The sequence below is a fragment of the Enterovibrio calviensis DSM 14347 genome, from assembly GCF_000621165.1.
In the GTDB taxonomy this organism is placed as follows: Bacteria; Pseudomonadota; Gammaproteobacteria; order Enterobacterales; family Vibrionaceae; genus Enterovibrio; species Enterovibrio calviensis.
Genome location: NZ_KK211217.1, coordinates 632,361 through 633,318 on the forward strand (window position 1 = coordinate 632,361; position 958 = coordinate 633,318).

The 958-nt window shown below is 35.0% G+C and carries 1 protein-coding gene; it reads right to left on the reverse strand.

What is annotated here, in order from left to right:
* Positions 1–166: 166 nt before the first annotated feature.
* Positions 167–841, reverse strand: a complete 675-nt coding sequence (locus Q365_RS0121110; RefSeq protein WP_028025225.1) for an imm11 family protein — start codon at positions 839–841, stop codon at positions 167–169.
* Positions 842–958 lie beyond the last annotated feature (117 nt).

Consider the following 958-nt stretch of genomic DNA (forward strand, 5'->3'; position numbering starts at 1 on the left):
AAAAGGTGTGGATTATTGAAGTCGTTAAATAACACTGGTCAAATAACTTTGTGGTAATTACTGTTGTATGCAATAATATCCATCTATGTGCCGCAACCTTTATATAACACGAGAAAATCATAGGCTATGTAATGCGCAGCCTTAATGTTCTTAAATTTCAATCTCTTTATTTTTCTATCAGAACTTTTCCAGACATCACTTTTATATTGGAAAAATCATTTTTCTTTATAAGATCTAACAGACTATCTGAAATTATTTTACTAGCCCCTAATCTCATATCATACCAAGCGGCTTTTCCTAAAACTCTATCCGCATAAAGATTAATATTTTCGGTGTAGGTATAAGTCAGAGCAGAGTTTTCCATAATTTCCACGCCTGACACAGGTTCAATTCCACCTGAATCAAGCCTTATTGCGTCTACAACGTTAAGTATTTTCCAAAAAAATGCATCTCCTAGCTTTTTCGATTCTGTATTAAAAATTTCAACAGGGATAAATTGATGACCGCCATGTGGTTCTATATCTTCAATGCTTTTTTTGAGCGATTCAGTGATTAGAGATAGATTACATCTCCATCCTTCATAGTCATATATCATCTCATTTGAGAGAGAGACTATCTTTTTAGGTAATAAATCAACCTCCTCATCACTGAGAGGTTTAGATAAAATGTCAATCTGGGCATACAATCTATTTTTCCCAGCTATTCTGACTGCTCTTTTTGCGTTGTAGTTAAGTTCTTTCAATATCAATGAAAGGGTGTGGACTTTATTCACATCTTCCTCACTCGAAAATCGAGTCTCTCTCAACGGAAAATGAGGATCCGAGTTCAGTTCTATAGCCATCAGTGCAATACCTTATCTTTTTGGTTAATTGGCATTGCGCCCATACCTTTAGGTGAAGACTGCTCTAACCATTTTGCCATCAATATCTTTGAAAATACTGACTCAACAAAGAGATTC

What these genes read in the sequence shown, in the direction of transcription:
- Q365_RS0121110 (WP_028025225.1), bottom strand. Translation starts at nt 841, where the DNA reads ATGGCTATAGAACTGAACTCGGATCCTCATTTTCCGTTGAGAGAGACT.